Below are 1,207 nucleotides of genomic sequence, written 5' to 3'. Positions count from 1 at the left end.
GGCGTTGCCCCCGAAATTGCCGATACCGGATCAATGAGATCCATGGGTGAGTAGGTTGCTCCGCAACTCTCGCAATTATCACCGTATTGATCTTCTGTTTTACACTTGGGGCAAGTGCCTTTAATGAACCGATCAGCTAGGAACAGGTTCTTCTCAGGGTCGAAGGCTTGCGTAATGCTACGGCGGGCAATCTTTCCATTGTTATCAAGCGCAGTATAAATAGATTCTGCAAACGCTTTATTTTCTGGTGAATGCGTTGAGTAATAATTGTCGAAGCCAACGGAAAATCCGGCAAAGTCTTTTTGGTGCTCCTGATTTACTCGATCAATCAGTTGCTCGGGTGTAATACCCTCCTTCTCTGCGCGCAACATAATTGCCGTGCCATGGGCGTCATCGGCACATACATAGGTGCATTGTTCGCCACGGGACTTCTGAAAACGAACCCATATATCCGTTTGAATATATTCGAGCAGGTGTCCCAGATGAATGGGGCCATTGGCGTAGGGAAGAGCACTGGTTACCAGAATTTTGCGCACTACTTAAATCTCTCAATGTTGCGATTGGCAGTAAGAACTTAGTCGAATGGGCATTGAAACGGCAAAAGCGGCTCAACACCCTAAAATGCGGCGTTATGATACTCGTCCAAGCAATGTTTTTCATCTTTCTTCGCGTTCTATGCTTAGATTGCATGGAATGAACTTGAATTTCGGGGAATTGCCACGATTTAACCTTCAGATTCGCGTATTTAATTTTACGATTTCAAACTTTTTACTGGACTGGAGAGCGCATGAGTCAAGTGAGTGAAGCCGGGCTTCAAGAAGCAATTGCACAGTACATTGACCCTTATTTACAACAGAACTTGTACGATATGGGGGCGGTGAAATCTGTAGATGTGATAGAGAGCGCTGTGCAACTAAAGCTTGAATTGCCTTATGCCTGTTCTGGCTTGCATGGTGCCATACGACAGATTCTTGAGACGCAGCTTGAGGATTTGGATGGTGTTGACCGAGTGAGTGTCGATATTGCTCAGAAAATTGTTACTCATGAAGTTCAGAATAATCTGAAGAGTCTGAGCAATGTGAAAAACATCATTGCTGTTGCGTCGGGCAAAGGCGGAGTAGGTAAAAGTACCAGTGCCGTCAATTTGGCGTTAGCGCTGTCGCAGGAGGGCGCCCGTGTTGGCATTCTTGATGCGGATATTTATGGG

General features: G+C 45.9%; 2 protein-coding genes. One reads left to right on the top strand and one right to left on the bottom strand.

The window, feature by feature from the left end:
* Positions 1-536, bottom strand: a 536-nt coding sequence (locus tag A3751_RS21490) for a class I tRNA ligase family protein (RefSeq protein ID WP_156492725.1), incomplete at its 3' end; no start/stop codon positions are given.
* Between the two features lie 251 nt (positions 537-787).
* On the opposite strand from A3751_RS21490, the gene A3751_RS21480 reads away from it, so the two are divergent.
* The coding region (locus A3751_RS21480; RefSeq protein WP_156492724.1) for a P-loop NTPase at positions 788-1,207 on the top strand (420 nt) is incomplete at its 3' end.

The organism is Oleiphilus sp. HI0080 (genome assembly GCF_001635135.1).
Note: the sequence above shows the minus strand (reverse complement) of the source record. Positions and strands in the feature narration are given on the sequence as shown.